Consider the following 21,556-nt stretch of genomic DNA (forward strand, 5'->3'; position numbering starts at 1 on the left):
TGTTTTCCAAAGCTGTTTCAAAGAATGGTGCGCGACGCAGTATGAACTCGATTGTCACCTGTACGACAGGCCAGGGACGCAGTTAAGCTGGATCTACCTGTTTGGAGCATAAGCAAATGTTGACCCTGGAGAACCTCTTCGTCCTGATGCTGGTAGCCACGGCAGGCGCCTGGTTGTGGCACAACCATGGGTTGCGCGAGAAAGCCCTGGAACGGGTCAAACAGCATTGCGCCAAACTGGACCTCGAGTTGCTTGACGACGCCGTGGCGCTCAAGCGCATCGGCTTTGTGCGCGATGCCAATGGCCGCAAGCGCCTGGCCCGCATCTATGCCTTCGAGTTCACCGTCACTGGCGAGCAGCGCCACCCCGGTAGCGTGACACAGTTCGGTGCGCACAGCGTGCAGATAGAACTGGCACCCTACCCGTTCGAGATCAAGACCCCGCCGCGCACCGACAACGTTATCGAGATGCAGCAATGGCGCCAGGAACACAACCGCTGGCGAAACTGATCAGCTGATGCGGCACTCGCGCAAGCCGGCCTGCAGCGCCGGTTGCGACTGTGGCTGATCGAAAATCAGCTCGATGCGGCTGTCCCTGCGCCACTCGCTGGGCTGCCAGGCGGGCAGGCTCCCATTCAGCCCATTGAAAGCCTGCCACCCCTCCGCGCTGTGGATAACCCCCTTGGCGCGCCGCCAGGGTAAATTCTGCAAGAACGTGCTTAGCCGCTGTGGATAAAACTGCTGGCTGGGGTGCCAGCGCCAGCCAATACTCCAACCACCCTCACCTTGCTGGGCCAGGCAGACCGGCTGGGTGGGGTCGGCCCAGACCGTACCTGGGGTTATTTCCAGATTGTCGACAATCCTGACGGCGGAAAGCGGGCTGTCAACAATCTGTGAAGGTGCCTGGGGTAGGCCACGAAACGCTACTTCACCCTGCACCGCCCACAGCACCCTCCTGTCGATGAATTTATTACTTATCAACAACTTAGTTGATTCATCCACAGCCTCTGACTTATTCAGAATCACACATTCGCAGGCGTTCAACGCCTGATGTTGCGCATCGGAAAGCCGCTGGTTGCGAACCACCGCCTGAGCATCCAAAACCATGACAAGTGGCTGAATTGTCAGCACTCCAGCCCATGGCGCTGCCTGCAGCTGTGCCTGCAATTGCAACGGGTGACCCAAACCTGAAGGCTCGATGAACAAACGGTCAGGGCGTGATTTGCGCAATAGACGCCCTAGCCCGACCTGAAACGGCATACCGTTCACGCAGCACAGACAACCACCGGCCACTTCACCAATGGCTACACCGTCTTCATCCCGGCTGAGCAACGCCGCATCCAGGCCAACCAGGCCGAATTCATTGATCAGCACCGCCCAGCGCTCATTGGGCGGCCGCTGCGCCAGCAAATGGCGGATCAGGGTGGTTTTGCCGGCGCCGAGCGGGCCGGCAATCACGTGGGTAGGTATGTTCTGCAGCATGGCCTGGTTCAAACAGTGGCAAAGCCTAACTATGCGCCGTCAGGCCAACCAGTCAAGGCTCAGCAGCAGACGCCCCTGCTGGCCCGAAGGCGAGCGGTGAACCAGACCTGCGCCTTCGTTGCCTTGCCAGTTCTCGCCCTTGAGCAGCGCGACATCACCGGCTTGCAGGGTTTGAATTTTATCCACAGGGGGCTGTGCTGTGTGTAACTCCCGCCGGTGGCTGATCGCCTCAGGCAACCATTCACTGCCCGGCCCCACGTAGGTTGTGAGCAAGCGCAATGGTACGTTATCCACATGGAAGCGCGGACACATGGGGCCATCCAGCACGCGCAGGCGTAAACCCACACGGCGCGCACCCACCAGGCAGGTGTAGGCCGCGACCAGCCAGGTCACATCGGCTACAAATGACTCATAGCCATGCAGGTCAGCGGCTTCGCGCAGCAGGTCCGGCAGGACCGGCGCGTGCTGCTCGTGCACCTCGATTACCCGTTGGTCGGTCAAAGGCTGGCCAAGGCTGAGTACCAGTTCAGCAAAGTCCTGCAACTGCGCCGGCAGCCGCCGCCGCCACACGGCCAGGTTGACACCATCCTGCAGGACCTCAGCCAATATTTGCGGCGTTTCGCCAAACACCTGAAAGATATCCACAGGCCTGAATGCCAGGCTCATGCTGCGGACTCCGCATGCCACGGTCCGAACGGATCGGGCAGCCGCAACCAGCCCATATGCCCAAGCTGCATTTCCTGGTCGGTCAACAAGCACGCGTCAAGGGCTGTGGATAACTTGGCAAAGTCGATGTTCTGCCCAATGAACACCAATTCCTGGCGGCAATCGCCGGTTTCAGCGGTCCAGTGTTTAAGGATTGCACTGGTGTTATCCACATCCTCAGGCCACTGGTCGCGCGGTACGAAGCGCCACCAGCGCCCCGCCAGCCCATGGCGCATCATCCCGCCCGCTTGCGACCAGCTACCGGCTTCCTGGTACTTGCTGGCCAACCAGAAAAAACCTTTGGAACGGAGCAAGCGGCCGTTGGTCCAGTGCGTGTGGATAAAGTCGTAGAACCGTTGGGGATGCAGCGGGCGCCGCGCTTGCCAGGTCATGGCTGCAATCCCGTACTCTTCGGTTTCCGGTACGTGCTCGCCGCGTAGCTCCTGCAACCAGCCTGGCGCCTGGGCCGCCTGGTCGAAGTCGAACAGGCCCGTATCGAGAATGCGCTCCAGTGGCACCTGGCCCATGACCATCGGCACGATCTCTGCCCGCGCATTGAGGCTGCGCAAAATGGCCACGAGCTCTTCGCGCTCATGCTGGCTGATCAGGTCGATCTTGCTCAGCAGCAGTACATCGGCGAATTCCACCTGTTCGATCAGCAGGTCGCTGATCGAGCGCTCATCGTCCTCGCCCAGTGTTTCGCCACGGCTGGCCAGGCTGTCTGCAGCCTGGTAATCGCGCAGGAAGTTCAGGCCATCGACCACCGTGACCATGGTGTCCAGCCGTGCCATGTCGGACAAGCTGCGGCCTTGTTCGTCGCGGAAGGTGAAAGTCTCTGCCACCGGCAGTGGCTCCGAAATACCCGTGGACTCGATCAGCAGGTAGTCGAAGCGCCCTTCTGCGGCTAACCGCGCTACCTCTTCCAGCAGGTCCTCACGCAGGGTGCAGCAGATGCAGCCGTTGCTCATCTCTACGAGCTTTTCTTCAGCGCGGTTGAGGCTGACGTTGCGCTGCACCTCGCTGGCATCGATGTTGATTTCGCTCATGTCGTTGACGATGACGGCAACCCGCAGGTTGTCACGGTTACGCAGTACATGGTTGAGCAACGTGCTTTTGCCGGCACCCAGAAAGCCGGACAGCACAGTAACGGGAAGACGATTGGACATGGCGAAACCCCTTCAGGCGAGCGCATTCGAAACGATGCATTGCACAATGTTATAAAGTAACAATACAATTTCGCCAAGTCGTTCTCGACGGACGAATGCTCACCAGGGACAAAACATGAAACTGTCACGCGCCATGGCATTGGTGTTGTTCGCCATGCCCACCTCACTGGTTGCCATGCCGCAGAGCACTGCACTGGCGTTGTGTACCCGCAGCGCCACGCTGCTCTCGTGCCAGGACGGCAAAGGGAGTTACTACAGCGTACGCACGCACGGCAATGAGCTTTACCTGCGCGGTTTCGACTCGGTCACGCGGCGGCTATGGGCTCAAACCAACAGCCGTTACGGTGCGTTGACCTTCTTCACCGGCCTGGCCAGTGATGGCGAAGCCTGGGTGGGTTACAGCCGCCGCGTAGGCTGGACCACGTTGAACCGGGTGTCCAGTTCCAGCGGGCAACGCTTCAATTTGCATTGCAGCATGATCGGCGGCTGCCGCTGACACCTTTTTCTGTGGAAACCCCAATGAACCAGCACACGCTCCCCGATATCGCCTCACAGACTCATGCGTTCGCCTTGCCACTGAACTGGGTGGGCATGTGTGGCATAGCCCTGCCCGTGCAGTTCGAAGGGCGCCCCGCTGCTGCCACCGTCGACGCAGGCGTCAGTTTGATAGACGGCCATTCACGTGGCATCCACATGTCGCGGCTCTACCTTGCATTGGAGGCCCTGGAAAACCAGCCCCTTACGCCGCTGGCAATTCGGCAGCTTTTGGCGGATTTTTTGACCAGCCACGAAGGGCTGTCTTCCGCTGCTTATCTGCGCCTGGGCTTTGATCACCTGCTTAAAAGACCAGCCTTGATCAGCCCATTGGCAGGCTGGAAGAGCTATCCCGTGACCATCGATGCACGCATCGAGAATGAAATGTTCCACGTGGAACTATCCGTTAGCGTGCCCTATTCGTCCACCTGTCCATGTTCGGCGGCGCTTGCCAGGCAACTGATACAACAGCAGTTCCAACAGCAATTCCCCGGGTCGCAGGTCGACACCGCGGCGGTAATGAACTGGCTGGGCACTGCCGAAGGCATCGTCGCTACCCCACATAGCCAACGCAGTAGCGCGAAAATTCAGGTACGGCTGCGCAGCAGCCAGCGTGATCTGCCGATTACCGAGCTGATTGATTGCATCGAAATGAGCTTGGGCACAGCGGTACAGACTGCGGTCAAGCGTGCAGACGAACAGGCCTTCGCTTTAGCCAACGGGCAGAACCTGATGTTCTGTGAAGATGCTGCCCGGCGCCTGCACCAGGCGCTGCGACAATTGGAGTGGAGTGCTGCTTTCAGGCTGCGGGTGGAACATGCAGAAAGCCTGCATGCCCACGACGCTGTTGCCACCAGCCAGTGGCAGTGGGACCTCAACTGCGCGGTTTGACCGTACCGCAATCACTGCCCAGCCACACCGCACGGGTGTTCATGCTGCCTTGCTGCTGAACACCCGACGCGTTGAAGGTGCCACTGACCTGGGTGGTGAACTCCCGATCACTGAGGAACGTCGCCTGGCCACTGCCCTGTGCCTTCGGGCAACTGAACTCGAACTTCCATACGTTGCCGGTACGGTCAGTGATTTTCTGCGTGCAACCGGATTTGGGATCCTGCAGCGGGATGTCGTTGGTCGCCACCTGTTCGGCGGTCAGGCAGGAACGCACGCCATTACCAGCCACCGTCACCCCTTGTTTGGCCAGTACACCTTCCATCATCGCGCGCTGCTCCGGCGGCAGGTTCTTGAGCTGCCCCAGCATGAACCCCATGTCAGGTAACGGCTTGCCATCGACCTGCATGTTGCTGGTGGTCAGCTCCCACAAACCGGGTTGCAGCATCTGGGCATGCACCAGCGGGCTGCTCATACCGAGGACCAGGGCCAACAGTGGCAGACGAATCTTCATGGGTGAACACTCCTGAAAAAAGCCGGCCAAGCGGGCCGGGCTGAGCCTTAGACGCCAAAACCGTCCGCAGGTTGCAAGGTGCACCGGGAACGTGTTCTGTTAGCCAACAGTACTCGGTGAGCAGGATGCATATGGATTACCACAGCCCCTATTTCTTTGGTTATGTAATTGGCCTGATTCATCTACTGGGTATCGTAGCCGCACTGCACGCGTTGTTCACGGTGCGCACGGCCCAAGGCGCGATTGCCTGGGCGATGCCGTTGTTCTTCATTCCTTATTTCACCCTTATACCGTACCTGGTGTTCGGCGCCCGCTCGTTCAATGCGTATATCAAGGCGCGGCGCCAAGCCAACCAGGAAATGCACGTTGCAATGGCCAACCTCAACTGGCGACCATGGGTTGAAGAAGCCCTGACCGCCCGCGAGTCGGAAAGCTACGCCGCGCTACGCGCCATGCCCAAACTGGGGCGCATGCCTTGCCTGGCGAACAACCAGGTGAAGCTGCTGATCAATGGCAAGGCCACCTTCGATGCCATTTTCGCGGCCATCGAAAAAGCCCGCGATGTGGTGCTGGTGCAGTTCTTCATCATCCATGACGACAAACTCGGCAAGGCATTACAGCACCTGCTGCTGCGCAAGGCGGCTGAAGGGGTTCAGGTGTTTGTGCTGTACGACCGTGTCGGTAGCCATGCCTTGCCAGCCAGCTATAGCCAGGCGCTGCGTGATGGCGGCGTACAGGTTCACGCTTTCGCCACCCGGCGTGGTTGGTTCAACCGCTTTCAGGTCAACTTCCGCAACCATCGCAAGATCGTGGTGGTGGATGGCTTGGTCGGTTTCATCGGCGGGCATAACGTAGGTGACGAGTACCTGGGTGAAGACCCGCAGCTTTCACCATGGCGCGATACTCATGTGCAGATCGGCGGGCCAGTGCTGGCCTGCCTGCAAGAGTCGTTCGCCGAAGACTGGTACTGGGCCTCGCGCCAGCTGCCGCCGCTGATTCTGCCAGATGCCTACCCGGACGACGGCGTGCTCTGCCAGGCCTTGGCCAGTGGGCCGGCGGACCCACAGGAAACCTGCGCACTGTTCTTCCTTGAAGCCATTCACTCCGCCACGCGCAGGGTGTGGATAACCACCCCCTACTTCATCCCTGACGAAGCGGTGTTCGCGGCATTGCGCCTGGCAGCACTGCGAGGGGTGGATGTGCGCGTATTGATCCCGGCACGCCCCGACCACCGGGTTGTCTATGCCGCCTCCAGCCTGTTTGCCTTCGAAGCGGTACGCGCAGGCGTACGCATGTTCCGCTACCAGCCGGGTTTCCTGCACCAGAAGGTGGTACTGGTAGATGACGAGGTGAGCGCAATCGGCAGTGCCAACCTGGACAACCGTTCATTCCGCCTGAACTTCGAGATCACCCTGCTGACGGTCGACCGTGGCTTTGCCGACCAAGTGGAACGTATGTTGAATGAAGACTTCGAGCAGGCGCGCGAGATAACCGTTGAGGACAGCCGCGACACCCACCGGCTACAGCAATTGGGGATGCGCATTGCACGCTTGATATCCCCAATCCTGTAACCGGTGCCGCCGGCCAGAGGTAGGTGTCAGCGGTACAGATCCTCGCGTGTCCAGGGCAGGTCGTGATGCCCGTCGGCATAGGGCTTCACTGCCAGAATCTGGTGCAGGTTGATCCAGCCCTTCTGAAACGCATAGGCACACCCGGCCAGGTACAAACGCCAGATGCGCAGGGTTTTCTCGGGGACCAGTGCCGCCGCCTTGTGCAGCTGGTTCTCCAGATTCTCGCTCCAGTGGTGCAGGGTCTTGGCGTAGTGCAGGCGCAAGCTCTCCACGTCCACCACCTCCAGCCCTGCTTCGCAGATGCTGGCACTGATCATCGACAGGTGGGGCAGCTCACCATGTGGGAACACGTAGCGATCGATGAACTCGCCTGCACCTCGCCCCACCGGCCGACCATCGACATGCTTGGCGGTGATGCCGTGGTTCATCACCAGCCCCCCTTCCCTCACCGCACCGAACAGCTTCTGGCAATACAACGCAAGGTTGGCATGGCCGACATGCTCGAACATGCCCACGCTGACAACCTTGTCGAAGCGGCCGTCTTGCGGCAGGTCGCGGTAATCGAGAATCTGTAAATCGACCTTGTCGCTCAGACCCTCTGCCTTGACCCGCTGGCGGCCGAGCTTCAACTGTTCTTTGCTGAGGGTGATGCCGAATACCTTGGCGCCATACTCACGGGCAGCGAAACGCGCCAGGCCACCCCAGCCACAGCCGACATCGAGCAGATAGTCGCCCGCATCGAGCCGCAGCTTGCGGCACAGGTGCTCGAACTTGTCCTGCTGCGCCTGATCGAGGGTGTTGTCCGGCTCGCGAAAATAAGCGCACGAGTACACCATGTCCTGGTCCAGCCACAGCTGGTAGAACTCATTGGAAACGTCGTAGTGATAGGAAATGGCCTGGGCGTCGGTAGTCTTGTCATGCGCCAGGCGCTGGGGCGGCGTGTCGTCTTCGTCGGTAAGCAGTGCCTCGCTCAGCTCATCGCAAACGCGTATGGCCTCACCGATATCGCCTTCAAGCTCCAACTTGCCTTCGACGAATGCCGTGCCCAACTGGTCCATGCTCGGGTGGGTCAGCTGGCTGATCAACTGGGGTTCTCTGACCAGTATGGTGACCTGCGGGCTGGGCCCGAGATCGAAGTGGTTGCCGTCCCAGAGTTTCAGCCGCAGCGGCAGATGCAAGCTCTGCAGTGCCGGTGGAAGTTGCGCAAGCATGAACGACCCTCCTGTCCGAAATTGGCCACGACGCCCGAAATTTCGAACGTCGTCGAATCAGAGTAGTTCATCCATGGGATGTTTCCTCCCGATCAGACCATGGTCTAGACCCTGATGCGCTGGTATGCGCAGCAAATTGTATACAACTCTAAAGGCTCAGCCTAACCTAATGCCCCTGTCGCGTTTCTACATCCCTGGAGTTGAACCATGAAAACCTATGACGTGGTGATCATCGGCGGTGGCCCTGGCGGCTACAACGCAGCCATTCGCGCTGGCCAACTTGGGCTCAGTGTCGCCTGCGTGGAGGGCCGCTCGACCTTGGGCGGCACTTGCCTGAACGTCGGCTGTATGCCGTCCAAGGCACTGCTGCATGCTTCCGAACTCTACGAAGCCGCCAGCGGTGAGGCGTTCGCCCACCTCGGCATCGAAGTCAAACCCACCTTGAACCTCGCCCAGATGATGAAGCAGAAGGACGAAAGCGTGGCCGGCCTGACCAAAGGCATCGAGTACCTGTTCCGCAAGAACAAGGTCGACTGGGTCAAGGGCTGGGGGCGCCTGGATGGCGCCGGCAAAGTGGTCGTGAAGGCGCAGGACGGCAGCGAAACCACGCTGCAGGCCAAAGACATCGTCATCGCCACCGGTTCCGAGCCGACGCCGCTGCCAGGCGTGACCATCGACAACCAGCGCATCATCGACTCGACCGGCGCGCTGTCGTTGCCGCAGGTGCCCAAGCACCTGGTCGTCATCGGTGCCGGGGTGATCGGCCTCGAATTGGGGTCGGTGTGGCGCCGGCTGGGTAGCCAGGTCACGGTCATCGAATACCTCGATCGCATCTGCCCTGGCACCGATAGCGAAACCGCCAAGACCCTGCAGAAGGCATTGGCCAAGCAAGGTATGGCGTTCAAGCTGGGCAGCAAAGTGACCCAGGCCACCGCCAGCGCCGACGGCGTGGCCTTGACCTTGGAGCCCGCAGCGGGTGGCGCGGCAGAAACACTGCAAGCCGATTATGTATTGGTGGCGATCGGTCGCCGCCCCTATACCAAAGGCCTGAACCTGGAAAGCGCAGGCCTGGAAACCGACAAGCGCGGCATGCTCGGCAACGAACACCACCGCACTTCAGTGCCCGGGCTTTGGGTAATCGGCGACGTCACTTCCGGGCCGATGCTGGCGCACAAGGCCGAAGACGAAGCAGTGGCCTGCATCGAGCGCATCGCCGGCAAACCGCACGAGGTCAACTACAACCTCATCCCTGGCGTGATCTATACCCGGCCGGAGCTGGCCAGCGTGGGCAAGACCGAAGAGCAGCTCCAGGCCGAAGGGCGTGAATACAAAGTGGGCAAATTCCCCTTCACGGCCAACAGCCGCGCCAAGATCAACCACGAGACCGAAGGCTTCGCCAAGGTACTTGCCGATGCCAAAACCGACGAAGTGCTGGGTGTGCACCTGGTGGGCCCGAGCGTCAGCGAAATGATCGGTGAATTCTGCGTGGCCATGGAGTTCTCGGCTTCGGCCGAAGATATCGCCCTCACCTGCCACCCCCACCCCACCCGCTCCGAAGCGTTGCGCCAGGCAGCGATGAATGTGGATGGCATGGCCATGCAGGTTTGAGTCGACTACGCCGAGGGTAACAGCGAGCGGGAGCTTGCGTCCGCTGCTTCCCCCTTCGGCGCAGGCAAGCGTTTGGTGCGTTGCAGTTACTCGATCCTGCTGGTTGATGAATACTGCTCAGCGCTGCCTTGCAGACCCCGGCAACAGATACGCTGCACCGCCGGGGTCGGCAGGCTTCAGGCCACCGAGGCTTGACGCGGCACGCGCACGCTCAGCATGCCCGACAACGAGGTCAACCAAAGCACCAGAAACACGCAGGCAATTGCCAGGTTCGAGGTCAGCGGCAAAGCGCTGAGCAGCGCCGAGGCCAGTGACCCGAATACCAGCATCAGGCAGCCTTGCAGGCTGGCGGCAACACCGGCGCGGTCGGGGAACAGCGACATCGAGTTGGCCATGGCGTTGGAGAAGATGAAGCCCTGACCGAACGCGACCAGCATGATGCCGCCCAGGATCGAGACCAGGTGAAGCTCCTTTGCCTGCGTGGCGATGGTCACCACGCCGAGCAGAAACACCGCCATTCCTGCCCACATCAGCAGCCGTGGCTTGACCTGCCGGATCAGCGCACGGTTGACCAGGGTGCCGACCAGGTAGCAGCTACCCACAGCCAGCGCGGTGGTGCCAAAGTACTGCGCGCTGTGCCCCAGGCGTTCCTGGACGATGTGTGGGCCGAACACGTTCCATAGCAGAAACGCCGAGAAGCTCGAGCCGAGCACAACCACCGAGGCCCGAAAGCGGCCGTCCGCCAGGATCGGGCGGTAGCCGGCACAGGTCTGCAAGGCGCTGCGTCTGTTCATGGCGGGCAACGACTCCTTGAGCCCTGCCAGCACGAAGGCCAACACGATGACGGCGTATACGGCGTACAGGACGAAGTTGTAGCGCCAGCCAAGGTGCACTTCGATCACCCCGCCAATGTACGGTGCGATCACCGGCCCCAGGCCGAAGGCCAGGCTCAGGTAGATGATCGCTACGTAGAAACGCGGCCCTTTGACGATGTCCACCAGCAGCGCACGGGCAACTACCTGACAGGCGCCGATGGCGAAGCCTTGCAGGGCGCGGGCGAGCAGGAGCATCTCGATGGACGTGACCACGGTTGCCAGCACGCTGCCCGCGAGGAACACCAGCAGCCCCAATTGCACCGCCGGCCGCCGCCCACGGGCATCGGCCATGATGCCGAAGAACAGCTGCCCCAGTGCGTAGAACAGCAGGGTGATGGTGATGGTGTTCTGCATCAGCGCCGGGCTGGCTGACAGTTCACGGCCAATGGAGGGGATACTTGGCGCGTACAGGTCGATGGCGATACCGCCCACGCTGTTGATCAGCGGCGCCAGGAAGACAATGAAATTCTCGTAACGCTTGGTCGCGTTCATGCTTACCTCCGGCGCACCGGGCAGCGGATGCGCGGCGCGCGTCGTGGTCAGGCCGAGGCCTGGCGGTTGAAAGTGGGCAGGGCCTTGTTTATGGTAGGAGCCCCGATTGACCTGCGGATCCTTGACCCGGGCTTGATCGGCGCTGCTGGCGCTACGAAACGAAGCGAAGGCTCGGGGGGTGGCGTCGTAGTGCCTGAGGTAGTGGGTACGCGCCGCTTCCTGGAGACAACGAGCCGTGCCGGCCTTTGTAGAAATTGCGCACGATGTGCATGGGGCTGATCGAATCGCTTACACGCATGTAGCGATCGACCGCAATGGCACACTGGAAGCCGTAGCACGGCGTCGGTTGTTGGAAAAAGGGAAATACCACAGGTGGGCGTACGCCAGCATGACTCATTCCTCCGTGAAAGCGTGGAACTCAGGTAGGTCTTGCGCTACCCGATGACCACACGATAAGAGAAATGAGCGGCTGGCTGGTTTTAAGAAATCTAAAAGCGTGGTGAAAATTTAAAAGCCTGTTTCATGGTGCCTTCAACAACACCTCGGCCACCTGTTCGATCAACTTGCGCAGGCTGGCTATATCTTTGCTGTCCCGACGGTCGCGCGCCCAGATCATGTCCAAGGTGAACGTTGGGAAACCCAGCGGCGGCTGACAGACTTTCACTGATGACGGTATGCGCAGGTGCGGCAACAGGCGCGCCGGCAGTGCGAGCGTGGCCGGTACCGCGGCTACGATGTTCACGCAGGCTTGGTAACCATTGGCGCGCACCAGCACGTCGCGCGAACGGCCGACTTTATCCAGCCAGCTGTCGACCATGTTCTTTTCCGAAATCCACGGTGTGGGGAATACATGGGGCGAGGCGCAGAATTCATCCAGGCTCATGGCCGCGTCGTTGGCCAACCCGTTTTGACTGGTCAGGCAGACAAAGTCGTCGTTGACCACCGCTTGCCATTGCAACTCCGGGTGCATCTGGTGATAGCCCGGACCGAAGCCGATCGCGATGTCGATTTCCCCTGACATCAGCTGATCCACAGGCAGGTCGCGGCTCAGGCGGTCGAGGTGCAGCGACGTATTGGCATGCGTGTGCGACAGCATCGCCAGGGTTTGCGGCAGGAACGACAACTCGAAATACTCCGGCGCGCAGAGCCGCCAGATCTTACGCACGGCTTGGGCAGATGCTTGATATTCGTCTTCCGCGCAGCGGTTGACCGACTCGACCACCACGCGCAAATAAGGCGCGATCTTCTCGGCCTTGCTGGTCGGTTGCAGTACCCCTTGGGATGAAGAGAACAACGTGTCGTCAAAGCAGCCGCGCAGCCGCTTCAAACAATAACTGACCGTCGGCTGGCTCACGCTCATCAGCTCAGCGGTGCGTTTGGCACTGCGCAACTCCAGCAAGTTGAGAAACACCACGATGTCCTGCAGATCCAACTGTTTGAGGTAGTTGCTGTGGAGCATGGATAGTTTTTCTCAATAAAAGCCGGACTTTCAATCTGTTATGGATTGCGGGCTGCAGGCGCTGCTGACATTTGTGCCAACCTGTCATCCTCAGCGAAATCTGAAGCTTGAACCGAAAGCGCAGACAATAAAATCAGTAACTTCATATAATTATCTGATTTTATTGGATTTTACAACTAACATACTAAACCGCAGCGGCACTCTCTGCGTCATGGGTTGAGCCCTTGGTGGAGACAGTTGAAGGTATCGTAGCAACCTCATCAAGGAGCTCAGGATGGGTTTCCACATACTTCTGAAAACGTCGCGCAGTGCAATAGCTATTGAAGGGTGAAGAAATGAGGGCACCTCCGAGAATGAACATCGCCTGTGCCCCCATGCCCCCTGAGAAGGCAGCGAAGCTGCTCGCCTTCGCCATGATTATCAGTCCACAGATACAACCTATGGCCATAAGGAAGAATCCAACCAAGCGCGCAGACCAGGCCCCCGCTGTCTCGACTGCGGTGATCCGGAGCGTTAGCCGGGGTTGCTCTGGCGTAACCCACAGATACCGAGCGATCTGACGAATTTGCCAGTGATTCCAATGGCCCGTGCGCGCCAAGCGCATCAGAAATTCAGCTTTGGCCCGATCTGCTCGAACTCCACTGGCAATACGAAAACTTTCTAGATAGAGCGAGTCATCCAGGTACTGAGCGTAAAGAGATTCAGAACTTTCGGCTGCGCGAAGCTCCTTCAAGAGCTTGTACTGCCTGCGTGCCAAGTGACTGTCGTACAAGTGTAGTAACTGGATTGCCTTCGTTGGCACGAGACACAAAACACCTACGACTGCTGCGACGGCGGCCCAGCCGCTGTTGAACTGCGCTGCAAATTCTTCAAGCATAAATTCAATCCTTTAGTTTCTATTTGATGTACGTCCCTAATACGAACCAAGTCACTTCCATGGGACCAACCTGTTATTGAGGCCTCGGCAACCCATCGCAATATCTCGGTCGTATGGCATTTCCCAGAGCTAGCTCCCGCCATCGGCTACGTCGTGTTAATGTTAACGGCAAGAATAGCCCCGACGCCTCGGGCAGATCCCAGGATCTATCCTGCGCACAAGGGGGTTCTTTTTTGTCTTCTACACCCAGCGTGGGGGTCAAAGGCTCTAATCATGTCTCCCCTCCCAAACGCTGGTAGCGTCGCTCAAATGCCTCCGAGCCTCCTTCCATCACCTGGCAAACCTCTTGCCGCATGTCCTGTTCTTGCAGGGATCCGGTCTGCTTCACATGACATTGGTTGTTGAAATCCAATACATGGATCAGCTCAGCATCACCGTTAACTACGATGTTGGGGTTATGGGTGACTATGATTAGCTGGCGGCGCTGCTTGTTAGATCGGATCTGCTGAACGACCAGACCGTAGATTAAGTGGTTGTCCAAGTCATCCTCAGGCTGGTCGAGCACCAAAGGCTCACCTCCATGGGCCAGCAAAAAAGCCAGCATCGCCGCTGCTCGCTGACCCGCAGAGGCCTGACCAATGGATTGGAAGTCCCGTCCGTTACCTTTGCGACTGTATTCCACCTGCAGGCCATCCTCAGGGAACCAGCACAGCAGGTGGTCCATGTACTCAGGTCGTCTGTCGGTTTCACCTTTCAAGAATTTATTGAACCAGCCGCCAAACTCAGCCTTCCCACGGCAGGCTTGAGATAGCCGCTTCCTCAACGTCTTCAGCAATTCTTCAAACCTGGGCGTGTCCCCGTGCAAACCGGCTGCCAACATGAGGTCAGCTATGAGCCCCTTTGGCGTCGAGCCGTCCTGCTCGTGATACAAGTCGTCGGCGTATTTGCCGTCTCCCACTCCCAGCGCTTCGCGCAATGATCGCTCGATTCCCTGCGTATCGCGGCTATAAGGAACGAGCTCGATCCTCACATAGAGGTTGTCATGTAGGGTGGACTGGAGGAATTCGCTGCGTCGGTGACTGATTGCCCGGCGCGCCACCTGGATTTGCTCCAGCTGTGTCAGCGCAGTGTCGCGCAGCTCAGCAAGTTGCGACTTCAACGTGTTCAAGTTTCTCAGCTCGGTATCCAGCCGCTGAGCTTCTTGAACCAAGCGGCCGTACTCGCTGGGATCGTTGACCCCCTGCTGCTGAAGACTCTCCTTTAGCTGGTGGTAGGCTTCTTTAGCAGTTGCGATTCGGGTAAACCAAGCCGATGACTCAAGTTCTGTTTTCAGCGTTTGCCCAAACATTGCCAACTCGGCAGCGGATGCCTCGACGTCCTGTCTTACTTTTCCGATAACCGCGTTCAAGGCCTGAATGGAGGCTAGAGCCGGACTGTCATCATAGGCATCAAATAGCCCTGCTTGCAGCGCCTCAGGCTGCAAAGTGGCAGCGACATTTTCAAGATCTATAACAAGCTTGGCCGCCGCCTGAAATTGACGTTCTAGCTCCCGATTCTGTTGGCTGGTGCGTTGGTAGTTTTTCAACACCACCGTGTGATCGGAGCCTTCGAACCGTTCAAGTTTTCGTTTTATGTCTTGCAATGCGAGCGATAAGGATTCGAGCCCTGATAACTTCCCTTCCATCTCACGCATCCGTGCCCGGGACGCCAGAAATGCGCTTTTTGCGTCTTCAAATGCGTTTCTCTGCGATCGAGTGTCAGCAGCATCATCGATCACTTTCAGCAACGCCTGCTGACTGTCGCCGGCCAAGGCAGCAATCTGCCCTTGGCTAAAAAGTCTTACGGGAAAGCGCTGCTCATTGATAACTTGGCTGTCGGAGGGCGTGAAATCAGTAGATAAGATATCCCACTCTTCGACCACGTTTTCGGTGTCGTCCTTTCGCCAAGTCAGACGATAGGGCAAGCCATTACGAATAACCTGCACACGTACCATTGTGTCGTCGAGCAAGCCGCCGTTGTCGTTCTTAGTCTTCGCGACAGCGTTGAATTTGTTGAAGGTTTGCCCGGCCTCAGAAGCATGCGACAGTTCCTTTTCCCTCCGATAGGCCAAGCGAAGGGCGTGCACGATGGTTGATTTTCCTGTTCCTCGACCACCGATCAGTGCATTGAAATACGGATTGAGGGGTAGAGAAGCACGCGTTTTACCGCGCCCCATGTAGCGTGCATTTTGAATTTCAATAGATTCGATGAAGTGGTCAGGAGTAGCGAATGGTGCAAACCCATCGCTTTGGTCGCTACGGCGAACTGAAACCTCCTGCCCGTCTATCAACGCGAGGCGCAGACCTTCCATGTTGGGTTTGGCCATTTTGACCCAGGTGAAGCGTGAGCCTGGAACCGCCGAACCTTTGAAACTGTGGCAGTCGCTTCCAACCACATTGGCAAAGCGGAGCTTCAGTTCCTCTAGCACGATAGGAGGTGTGCTGCTTCCTGAAGTCCACTCTAAGGCCAAGATGCCCGGCTCCTGCAGAACTTGCTTGACGGTATTGGTATCGAGCAGACATTTTCGGGTTCCGTGCTCAAGCTGCAGCAATCCTTTGTGACCTTCCACATGAGCAGGAATCGCTAATCCGCCCTCGGCGATGACATGCTCGATCACCTTGGCAGCGCCCTCACGTGTCACTCCGTCACTGTCTCCACGCGTTCCCGAATAATGCACTTTAGCCAGCAAATCACTAATGACTTGGCTGGAAGCCGAAGGGTCGAAGATAGCGAGTAAATGGAAGCCGCCCTGAACTGAAATCTCAACGCCAGGGAATAAATGGAGTTCACGAAAGCCTTCAGGTGGATTACCGGCATCTGCCTGATGCTTCATGTCCGAGTACGCGGCCTTGAGCCCGTCTACCCATTCACCGCTGTTGTGATCGGTAACCGCTACACAGTCGATTGCGGCAGCCATGTACTTGAGCAGCCATTTTTGCGGAGTCAGCTCATCGGAGGTGCCAATCGCAGCTTGCCAAGCATTCGTATCCTTTGAAGCCGGGGTGTGAGTGTGAAAATCGAACTTCCACCAGCGGGCGCCGGCGTATGGCCAAGCCTGACTCATATTCTCTCCTTGTCGGCCATCCTTACCAGCTTTTTACCCGCGGGCACTCGGGTCCATTCCTAGGTGGCACTATGCCAAAGATCGTATCGCCAATGACCCAACTCGGCTAGTGATCGATGGCGGCACAGAAAGCTTCAAATGGCGAAATCAACGACTAGAGCGATCTATCGCAGCCGCTTCAAACTGAACAAATTGCAAATAATTAGGCATGGCAACAAAGCTTGACCTCCTCATCGATTTGAGCCGATCAGCTTAGCCATCAAGGGGCTTGAAGGTGTCGTTATCGAGCGCTTCAGGCATAACTATTCGGGTGGAGGTACGTAATAGGCCCGTACGAAAGCACGATGGGTCGACTCGATTCAGCTTATAAACGGGCTGCTCACTTACGGAAACAGCGCGCTAGGGGTGGCGGAACGTCGGAAATGTCCGGTCAAGGCACCTCTCGGACTATCGCATCAAGAACGGGGGTGAGGCCAAGTACTGAAATTTCCACGGTATGGGCGAACTAGCTCCGGAATGTTAAATTTTCGCATTGTCATTTGCGGTAATTCATTTCTTGAATTTTCTCTGGCTAATTTGCTAAACACTCGGGCGACTATAGTCGTGTAATCGCCAGAGATAAAACTCCCCAACCGCAATTGGACATACAAGGTATGGCCATTTGCCTTGTAACTGTGATATTGCTTTGAGCTCTATCTGGCACGCAAAGGAAAATGCACATGTCTGGTTCTGGCGTCAGCTACCTGGGGCCTTCCACCCCGACCACTTCCTGCACCACTCTCCAATTTGATACCCAGCTGGCCTCGCCGAAAGCAGCGGTGGTCGCTCAGTTGAAACCGAACGACATCCTCGACATCGTCTTCGCCCAGGCCAATAACCCGCAGATCGTAATCGCCCTGTGGAACGGCGCGGAGGCCGGCAGCATTGTCGACCCGCACCTCACCCAACTGCGCAATTGCATGGGCCAAGGCGAGATGTACAAAGCGAAGGTTCTGCACGTCGGCGGCGGCCAGGTTCGCCTCCGCATTTACCACGTCTAATCGAGAGCAAGGAGAGCTCCATGATCACCATCGTTGGTGGCGTGTACCGGGAGAGGTGCATGCGTCCGGCTTGGGACGATATTTACGGGTCTGCTGGCCGGGCAGCCGCCGCTATCGCCCGCTTCGGCGGCCAGGCTGAGCTACACGCGTGCATGGACGATTACACCCATGTCGTTGTCGAGGCTCGCGCGACTGCTGAAGGTTTCAAGTTCAAAGCCACACCCGAACCCGCCAGCGTCACCTTTGAGTACATCCATGGCCTCTCTACGCCCGACATCCGCCGGGGCGTACACGGCCAATCGGACCTGAATGTCAGCGCCGACAAGGTTTTGCGATTCGGCATGATCGACGGAACGGCGGTCATCGAAGCCGACTATGCCGTTTTCGACCCGCAGAATGCCGACGGGCCAGAGTCCTTTGCCGCCAACGGCTCCCGCGCCAATCACCTGGCTCTGGTCTTGAATCGTCATGAGGCGAACCTGCTGGCACCTGGTTACGCACACCTCAAGGCTGAAGACCTTGCAACTGCCTTAGCAAAACAGGAAAACGCCGAGGTGGTCATCATCAAGATGGGGCCGCTGGGTGCCTTGGTGTATGACCGAGGCACTCTTTCCACAGTCCCCGCTTACCGTACTGAAAAAGTGTGGAAGATTGGCTCGGGAGACACCTTCGCTGCACATTTCGCGCTGGGGTGGATGGACAATGGCCTGTCGGCCCATAAAGCTGCAGAGATCGCCTCCATAGCGACTGCGTTCTATTGCCAAAACCAGGGTTTTCCCGACCCGGCTTTGCTCGCCGACTTTAAACCGCAGCCACTACAACCTTCGGCCCGCTACCGGGATGGTTATGTCCCGAAGGTGTACCTCGCAGGGCCGTTCTTTACGCTCGCAGAACTGTGGATGGTTGGCCAAGCTCGCCGCGACCTCTTGGCCATGGGCCTGGATGTTTTCTCTCCCTATCATGATGTGGGCCTCGGCACGGCTGAAGATGTCGTGGCGAAAGACCTCGAAGGCATCCACCAATGCGATGCACTGTTCGCCATTGGTGATGGGCTCGACTCGGGCACCATCTATGAGATCGGCTATGCCCGCGCCCTGAATAAGCCCGTGGTCTTTTACGCCGAGAACGAGTCAGAGCAGGATCAGAAAATGATGGAGGGCTCGGACTGTGTCATCACCGATGACTACGTGACCGCGATCTATCAGACGGTCTGGGAAGCGGTGGCGCTATGAAAACAGGATTGTTGCTCTCCGGTGGGATGGACTCCGTGGCGCTTGCCTGGTGGAAACGTCCCGACATCGCATTCACCCTGGACTATGGCCAGCTAGCAGCGCAAGCCGAGATCGAGGCATCGAGCACGGTCTGCCAGCAGCTGGAGATCCCTCACCATGTGATCCGCATCGACTGCAGTTCACTCGGATCGGGGGACATGGCAGGAAACGCCGCCGACAGCCTGGCCCCAGCGTCAGACTGGTGGCCCTACAGGAACCAGCTGCTGGTGACGCTCGCGGCAATGAAGGCGATTAGTCATGGTGTGACGCACTTGTGGTTGGGCACCGTAAAATCTGATGGATTCCACCGTGATGGCTCTCCCGAGTTCATGTCGGCCATCAGCAAACTGCTCTCTCTGCAGGAGGGCTGTATGGAGGCTCAGGCGCCTGCAATCGACCTTACAACCGCGGAGCTAGTCCGAAAATCAGGAATCCCTGGCAGCCTGTTGGCGTGGGCTCACAGCTGTCACAAGTCCCATGTAGCGTGCGGTGATTGTCGAGGCTGCAACAAGTACATGGAAGTGTTCCGTGAGGTGGGGTATGACCTGGATCGACCTCGGTGATCCGGTACCTCGCTTAACGCCTGAGCGATACACGCCGACCGACTGGAGGGTCGGAGAAGTTCACCAGTTGCCAACGCCGACGCAGTCCTTGAACCGCCCGTTCGGCGAGGTCCTCGATACACGCGCCACTCACCGGACCTTCGGGGTAGTTGACGATGAACAACTCAGCGCTTTTCTCTGGCACGCCTGCAGAACCCGCGGCTCTGCCCCGTCGCATCTTGGCTTTGACCTTGAGCACCGTGCAGCGCCTTCTGCCGGCGCGACGCATCCTGTTCATGTTGTGGTGAACCGACCTGCGGATAGGCGCTGGTGGTGGTATCAACCTGACCAGCACCGATTGGCCGAGCTCAAGGGCGCCGACGTCGTGCTCGCTGGTCTGTATGAACTCAGCCTGCAGGTCCTCGCGGGAAGCGACGCCACACGCTTGCTGTTCTTGGCCGAACCTGGGAAGACACTGGGAAAATACCAGAACGGCTGCAGCCTAGTCTGGCGAGATGCCGGCGCGCTGCTCGGTGTGATGTCGCTCACCGCGACAGCCCAGGGACTGCATTTCTGTCCGCTGGGCATCACGGGCGAACCCTGGGCCAGTGGTCTAGCTGATCAGGGTCAACTGGCCGGGGTTGGGCTTGCTCTTCTTGGTTCGGCCACGGGAGTTTGATGTCGGCGCATGGTGGCCCATGCCCATTATGCTGTGCACCGTGCTCGGCGAAGCCATCATCTCCAGCCACATCAGTGCATCCAGTTCGGAGGCGCGTACCCCCAGCCCCTTGCTGAAGCGGATGAACTGATCTTCGAGCTCCAGGTAGTGACGTTCAACGGTCAGATGGCTATCGAAGAATTTGCCAAGCAGGCCAGCTCGCAGGATATGGATGTCGAGAATGGCCACATCATCTGCGTCCAGCCAGTTGCGCGCGACCCACGAGGCCGTCTTGTAGCCAATGCCTGGAACGTCTAGCAGCCAATCCCGTAAAGCTCTTCCTGACTCAAGCGGTGCGCGCTCGACGGAAAGCTTCTTCAGCGCCGCGCTGAGGTAACGGGCTTTCTGCTTGGCAAAACGGTACCGCACTTGGCGTTCATCGACAGTCAGCGGCTCTCTGAGCCACTCAAGCAACGTTTCTTCAGACGGTGGCTGATCACTGAATGCACCGCGCTCTCTAACGTGACGAAACGCCGCCAAGCCAACGCTGGCTGGGATACCGTGGCCGCCCAGCAAGCAGGCACCGACTTCTTCTTTCAAGGTGGTGCCGAGCTTGTAATTGATTCGATCACCGATCAACCGACGGGCATAAACCTGATAGGCCCAGTAAGCAGGTGACGGGAAAGCCTCCACAGGTCCCCACGGCACGCCGGGTATGACCTCAGCGTCCGCCTTGGGAAGCTCGACATTGAAGACCACTTGGTCCAAGCAAATTGCGCCCAGTTGCATCAGGCGGCCTCCTCGGCATTGCCGTAGTGTTCCTGCATCCATTGCAGTAGCTCGTGTCGCTCAATAGGGTCCAGGCTCTCTATGCGGCTGCGGAGTCTGGTTTGGCGACGCTGGATGGTTTGGCGGTCTCGGAATGTCTGGCCCATATAGCGGCTGTCGTGCAAACGGTTGGGAGGATCGAAGTTCATCCATACCGTTTCTTCACGCACCTCCACATGGGTTTTGGCCGGGAAAGTCACCTTGCGCCATCCGACAAGCTCACGGTTGTAGAGATCACAGTCATAGCCCGAAAGCATCACTTTGCAAGGTAGGGCGGCCAAGCACCGCAGCAGGCGCAAGTGATCTTCTTCCGAGTAGTCACAGCGATAGACCTTGGCTCGGCGGCGCGTCTCAGGGAAATAAGGGGGGTCAACATAGACCAGTTCCTGACCTTCGAACGTATACCCTTCCAGGAAAGCAATCGCATCGACCTGGTGAAGCTCGCAGATGTGTGCATGCTGTGCCTGCCAAAGCGCAATGACTTTGTCGTCCAGGTCCAAGCCGATGTTGCGCTGCGCCGCTTTCTTGTTGCGCATAACAGCGCCCCCACCAAGGTGGGATTCGATGTAGGTCTGATGCGGTGGCATCAGGTTGATCAAGCGCTGATAGCACTTGCCTTTTCCGCCTGGATATCTCATGACTCCAAGCATCGTCAGAAATGACGATGATGTCAAGCACGGGCCGCCTAGTGCCAACTAGGCCCGCATTTTCTTGCGGTTCTAGGCTAAAAAAC

20 protein-coding genes are annotated in these 21,556 nt (G+C 58.4%); 9 read left to right on the top strand and 11 right to left on the bottom strand.

All coding sequences use genetic code 11. The annotated features are described in order from the left end of the window. Positions 1–116 precede the first annotated feature (116 nt). Positions 117–509, top strand: a complete 393-nt coding sequence (locus tag FPB55_RS25620; protein ID WP_009683538.1) for a DUF3301 domain-containing protein — start codon at positions 117–119, stop codon at positions 507–509. Here the strand turns inward: FPB55_RS25620 and FPB55_RS25625 are convergent, their stop codons facing one another. Genes FPB55_RS25625 through zigA form a run of 3 tightly spaced genes read right to left on the bottom strand, consistent with a single transcriptional unit; the run spans position 510 to position 3,352 of the window. Beyond that, a complete protein-coding gene (locus tag FPB55_RS25625; RefSeq protein ID WP_144189548.1) occupies positions 510–1,481 on the bottom strand; it encodes a CobW family GTP-binding protein in 972 nt (323 codons plus the stop codon). A 39-nt stretch (positions 1,482–1,520) separates the two neighbouring features. Continuing rightward, on the bottom strand, positions 1,521–2,147 hold the full coding sequence (locus FPB55_RS25630) for a DUF1826 domain-containing protein (RefSeq protein WP_144189550.1): 627 nt from the start codon (positions 2,145–2,147) through the stop codon (positions 1,521–1,523). Next, positions 2,144–3,352: a zinc metallochaperone GTPase ZigA gene (gene zigA / locus FPB55_RS25635; protein WP_054913669.1), complete on the bottom strand. Its 1,209-nt coding sequence runs from the start codon at positions 3,350–3,352 to the stop codon at positions 2,144–2,146. The genes FPB55_RS25630 and zigA overlap by 4 nt, the downstream gene beginning before the upstream one ends. 115 nt (positions 3,353–3,467) lie before the next feature. Here zigA and FPB55_RS25640 point away from each other — a divergent pair, with 115 nt between their 5' ends. Next, positions 3,468–3,848 (top strand): glutamine synthetase, encoded by a 381-nt coding sequence (locus tag FPB55_RS25640; protein ID WP_144189552.1) that lies wholly within the window; start codon positions 3,468–3,470, stop codon positions 3,846–3,848. Between the two features lie 23 nt (positions 3,849–3,871). After that, the gene (gene folE2 / locus FPB55_RS25645; protein WP_144189554.1) at positions 3,872–4,777 is read left to right on the top strand and encodes a GTP cyclohydrolase FolE2; all 906 of its coding nucleotides are present in this window, start codon (positions 3,872–3,874) and stop codon (positions 4,775–4,777) included. Here the strand turns inward: folE2 and FPB55_RS25650 are convergent. Further along, entirely contained in the window at positions 4,761–5,288 is a 528-nt protein-coding gene (locus FPB55_RS25650; RefSeq protein ID WP_009683544.1) for a DUF3617 domain-containing protein, read from the bottom strand. The genes folE2 and FPB55_RS25650 overlap by 17 nt on opposite strands. A 131-nt stretch (positions 5,289–5,419) precedes the next feature. Here FPB55_RS25650 and cls point away from each other — a divergent pair, with 131 nt between their 5' ends. Further along, on the top strand, positions 5,420–6,859 hold the full coding sequence (gene cls / locus FPB55_RS25655) for a cardiolipin synthase (protein ID WP_009683545.1): 1,440 nt from the start codon (positions 5,420–5,422) through the stop codon (positions 6,857–6,859). 26 nt (positions 6,860–6,885) lie between these two features. Here cls and cfaB read toward each other — a convergent pair whose 3' ends face one another. Beyond that, positions 6,886–8,070, bottom strand: coding sequence for a C17 cyclopropane fatty acid synthase CfaB (gene cfaB / locus FPB55_RS25660; RefSeq protein WP_029886462.1), 1,185 nt, complete (start codon positions 8,068–8,070; stop codon positions 6,886–6,888). 207 nt (positions 8,071–8,277) lie between these two features. On the opposite strand from cfaB, the gene lpdA reads away from it, so the two are divergent. Further along, a complete protein-coding gene (gene lpdA / locus FPB55_RS25665) occupies positions 8,278–9,678 on the top strand; it encodes a dihydrolipoyl dehydrogenase (RefSeq protein ID WP_144189556.1) in 1,401 nt (466 codons plus the stop codon). A 176-nt stretch (positions 9,679–9,854) separates the two neighbouring features. On the opposite strand, the gene FPB55_RS25670 is transcribed toward lpdA, so the two are convergent. From FPB55_RS25670 to FPB55_RS25690, 4 genes are all read right to left on the bottom strand, one after another. Continuing rightward, a complete protein-coding gene (locus FPB55_RS25670; protein ID WP_144189558.1) occupies positions 9,855–11,045 on the bottom strand; it encodes a multidrug effflux MFS transporter in 1,191 nt (396 codons plus the stop codon). 520 nt (positions 11,046–11,565) lie between these two features. Next, complete coding sequence (locus tag FPB55_RS25680; RefSeq protein ID WP_125854450.1) at positions 11,566–12,504, bottom strand: LysR family transcriptional regulator; 939 nt, start codon at positions 12,502–12,504, stop codon at positions 11,566–11,568. Positions 12,505–12,688: 184 nt separating this feature from the next. Then, positions 12,689–13,381 (bottom strand): hypothetical protein, encoded by a 693-nt coding sequence (locus tag FPB55_RS25685; protein ID WP_144189562.1) that lies wholly within the window; start codon positions 13,379–13,381, stop codon positions 12,689–12,691. A 271-nt stretch (positions 13,382–13,652) separates the two neighbouring features. After that, the gene (locus tag FPB55_RS25690) at positions 13,653–16,484 is read right to left on the bottom strand and encodes a TrlF family AAA-like ATPase (protein WP_144189564.1); all 2,832 of its coding nucleotides are present in this window, start codon (positions 16,482–16,484) and stop codon (positions 13,653–13,655) included. A 719-nt stretch (positions 16,485–17,203) separates the two neighbouring features. Between FPB55_RS25690 and FPB55_RS25695 the strand changes: the two genes are divergently transcribed. Genes FPB55_RS25695 through FPB55_RS25710 form a run of 4 tightly spaced genes read left to right on the top strand, consistent with a single transcriptional unit; the run spans position 17,204 to position 20,016 of the window. After that, positions 17,204–17,524, top strand: a complete 321-nt coding sequence (locus FPB55_RS25695) for a hypothetical protein (RefSeq protein WP_125854452.1) — start codon at positions 17,204–17,206, stop codon at positions 17,522–17,524. Positions 17,525–17,544: 20 nt separating this feature from the next. After that, positions 17,545–18,756 carry a PfkB family carbohydrate kinase gene (locus FPB55_RS25700; RefSeq protein ID WP_125854453.1) on the top strand — a complete coding sequence of 404 codons (1,212 nt, stop codon included), beginning with the start codon at positions 17,545–17,547 and terminating at the stop codon, positions 18,754–18,756. After that, on the top strand, positions 18,753–19,358 hold the full coding sequence (locus FPB55_RS25705) for a 7-cyano-7-deazaguanine synthase (protein ID WP_144189566.1): 606 nt from the start codon (positions 18,753–18,755) through the stop codon (positions 19,356–19,358). The genes FPB55_RS25700 and FPB55_RS25705 overlap by 4 nt, the downstream gene beginning before the upstream one ends. Next, positions 19,336–20,016 (top strand): nitroreductase family protein, encoded by a 681-nt coding sequence (locus tag FPB55_RS25710; RefSeq protein WP_125854455.1) that lies wholly within the window; start codon positions 19,336–19,338, stop codon positions 20,014–20,016. Before FPB55_RS25705 ends, FPB55_RS25710 begins: the two co-directional genes overlap by 23 nt. On the opposite strand, the gene FPB55_RS25715 is transcribed toward FPB55_RS25710, so the two are convergent. Next, a complete protein-coding gene (locus FPB55_RS25715; protein WP_125854456.1) occupies positions 19,951–20,784 on the bottom strand; it encodes an 8-oxoguanine DNA glycosylase in 834 nt (277 codons plus the stop codon). The two genes, FPB55_RS25710 and FPB55_RS25715, sit on opposite strands and share 66 nt — an antisense overlap. Beyond that, the gene (locus tag FPB55_RS25720) at positions 20,784–21,422 is read right to left on the bottom strand and encodes a DNA adenine methylase (RefSeq protein WP_238706610.1); all 639 of its coding nucleotides are present in this window, start codon (positions 21,420–21,422) and stop codon (positions 20,784–20,786) included. The genes FPB55_RS25715 and FPB55_RS25720 overlap by 1 nt, the downstream gene beginning before the upstream one ends. Positions 21,423–21,556: the final 134 nt, after the last annotated feature.

The organism is Pseudomonas sp. BJP69 (assembly GCF_007633355.1).
GTDB classification, from domain to species: Bacteria; Pseudomonadota; Gammaproteobacteria; order Pseudomonadales; family Pseudomonadaceae; genus Aquipseudomonas; species Aquipseudomonas juntendi.

What these genes read in the sequence shown, in the direction of transcription:
- FPB55_RS25620 (WP_009683538.1), top strand. Translation starts at nt 117, where the DNA reads ATGTTGACCCTGGAGAACCTCTTCGTCCTGATGCTGGTAGCCACGGCA.
- FPB55_RS25625 (WP_144189548.1), bottom strand. Translation starts at nt 1,481, where the DNA reads ATGCTGCAGAACATACCTACCCACGTGATTGCCGGCCCGCTCGGCGCC.
- FPB55_RS25630 (WP_144189550.1), bottom strand. Translation starts at nt 2,147, where the DNA reads ATGAGCCTGGCATTCAGGCCTGTGGATATCTTTCAGGTGTTTGGCGAA.
- zigA (WP_054913669.1), bottom strand. Translation starts at nt 3,352, where the DNA reads ATGTCCAATCGTCTTCCCGTTACTGTGCTGTCCGGCTTTCTGGGTGCC.
- FPB55_RS25640 (WP_144189552.1), top strand. Translation starts at nt 3,468, where the DNA reads ATGAAACTGTCACGCGCCATGGCATTGGTGTTGTTCGCCATGCCCACC.
- folE2 (WP_144189554.1), top strand. Translation starts at nt 3,872, where the DNA reads ATGAACCAGCACACGCTCCCCGATATCGCCTCACAGACTCATGCGTTC.
- FPB55_RS25650 (WP_009683544.1), bottom strand. Translation starts at nt 5,288, where the DNA reads ATGAAGATTCGTCTGCCACTGTTGGCCCTGGTCCTCGGTATGAGCAGC.
- cls (WP_009683545.1), top strand. Translation starts at nt 5,420, where the DNA reads ATGGATTACCACAGCCCCTATTTCTTTGGTTATGTAATTGGCCTGATT.
- cfaB (WP_029886462.1), bottom strand. Translation starts at nt 8,070, where the DNA reads ATGCTTGCGCAACTTCCACCGGCACTGCAGAGCTTGCATCTGCCGCTG.
- lpdA (WP_144189556.1), top strand. Translation starts at nt 8,278, where the DNA reads ATGAAAACCTATGACGTGGTGATCATCGGCGGTGGCCCTGGCGGCTAC.
- FPB55_RS25670 (WP_144189558.1), bottom strand. Translation starts at nt 11,045, where the DNA reads ATGAACGCGACCAAGCGTTACGAGAATTTCATTGTCTTCCTGGCGCCG.
- FPB55_RS25680 (WP_125854450.1), bottom strand. Translation starts at nt 12,504, where the DNA reads ATGCTCCACAGCAACTACCTCAAACAGTTGGATCTGCAGGACATCGTG.
- FPB55_RS25685 (WP_144189562.1), bottom strand. Translation starts at nt 13,381, where the DNA reads ATGCTTGAAGAATTTGCAGCGCAGTTCAACAGCGGCTGGGCCGCCGTC.
- FPB55_RS25690 (WP_144189564.1), bottom strand. Translation starts at nt 16,484, where the DNA reads ATGAGTCAGGCTTGGCCATACGCCGGCGCCCGCTGGTGGAAGTTCGAT.
- FPB55_RS25695 (WP_125854452.1), top strand. Translation starts at nt 17,204, where the DNA reads ATGTCTGGTTCTGGCGTCAGCTACCTGGGGCCTTCCACCCCGACCACT.
- FPB55_RS25700 (WP_125854453.1), top strand. Translation starts at nt 17,545, where the DNA reads ATGATCACCATCGTTGGTGGCGTGTACCGGGAGAGGTGCATGCGTCCG.
- FPB55_RS25705 (WP_144189566.1), top strand. Translation starts at nt 18,753, where the DNA reads ATGAAAACAGGATTGTTGCTCTCCGGTGGGATGGACTCCGTGGCGCTT.
- FPB55_RS25710 (WP_125854455.1), top strand. Translation starts at nt 19,336, where the DNA reads ATGACCTGGATCGACCTCGGTGATCCGGTACCTCGCTTAACGCCTGAG.
- FPB55_RS25715 (WP_125854456.1), bottom strand. Translation starts at nt 20,784, where the DNA reads ATGCAACTGGGCGCAATTTGCTTGGACCAAGTGGTCTTCAATGTCGAG.